The sequence below is a fragment of the Streptomyces sp. GbtcB7 genome (assembly GCF_019091445.1).
GTDB classification, from domain to species: Bacteria; Actinomycetota; Actinomycetes; order Streptomycetales; family Streptomycetaceae; genus Streptomyces; species Streptomyces mirabilis.
Genome location: NZ_JAGXJM010000764.1, coordinates 1 through 230, shown reverse-complemented (window position 1 = coordinate 230; position 230 = coordinate 1). Strand labels below are relative to the sequence as shown.

General features: G+C 73.0%; 1 pseudogene. It reads left to right on the top strand.

What is annotated here, in order from left to right:
* Window positions 1–230: pseudogene (locus KVT44_RS57480) on the top strand (DsbA family protein); the annotation flags it as partial.

The window sequence follows — 230 nt, the reverse complement described above, 5'->3', positions numbered from 1 at the left end:
TCCGCGCGCTGCGCACCCGCTCCGGCGTCCGTCTGGAGCTGCGGCTGCGGCACTGCCCGGTGGAGAAGCACAAGCACGCCTTCGACGCGGCGCAGGCCGCCGAGGAGGCCGCGGAGCAGGGCCGGTCCTGGCCGTACGACGAGGCGGTCCTCGACCGTGACGAGGTACTGGACCGCAAGGGCGAGCCCTTCCTGATCGAGGTGACCCGCGAACTCGGTCTGGACGCCGAG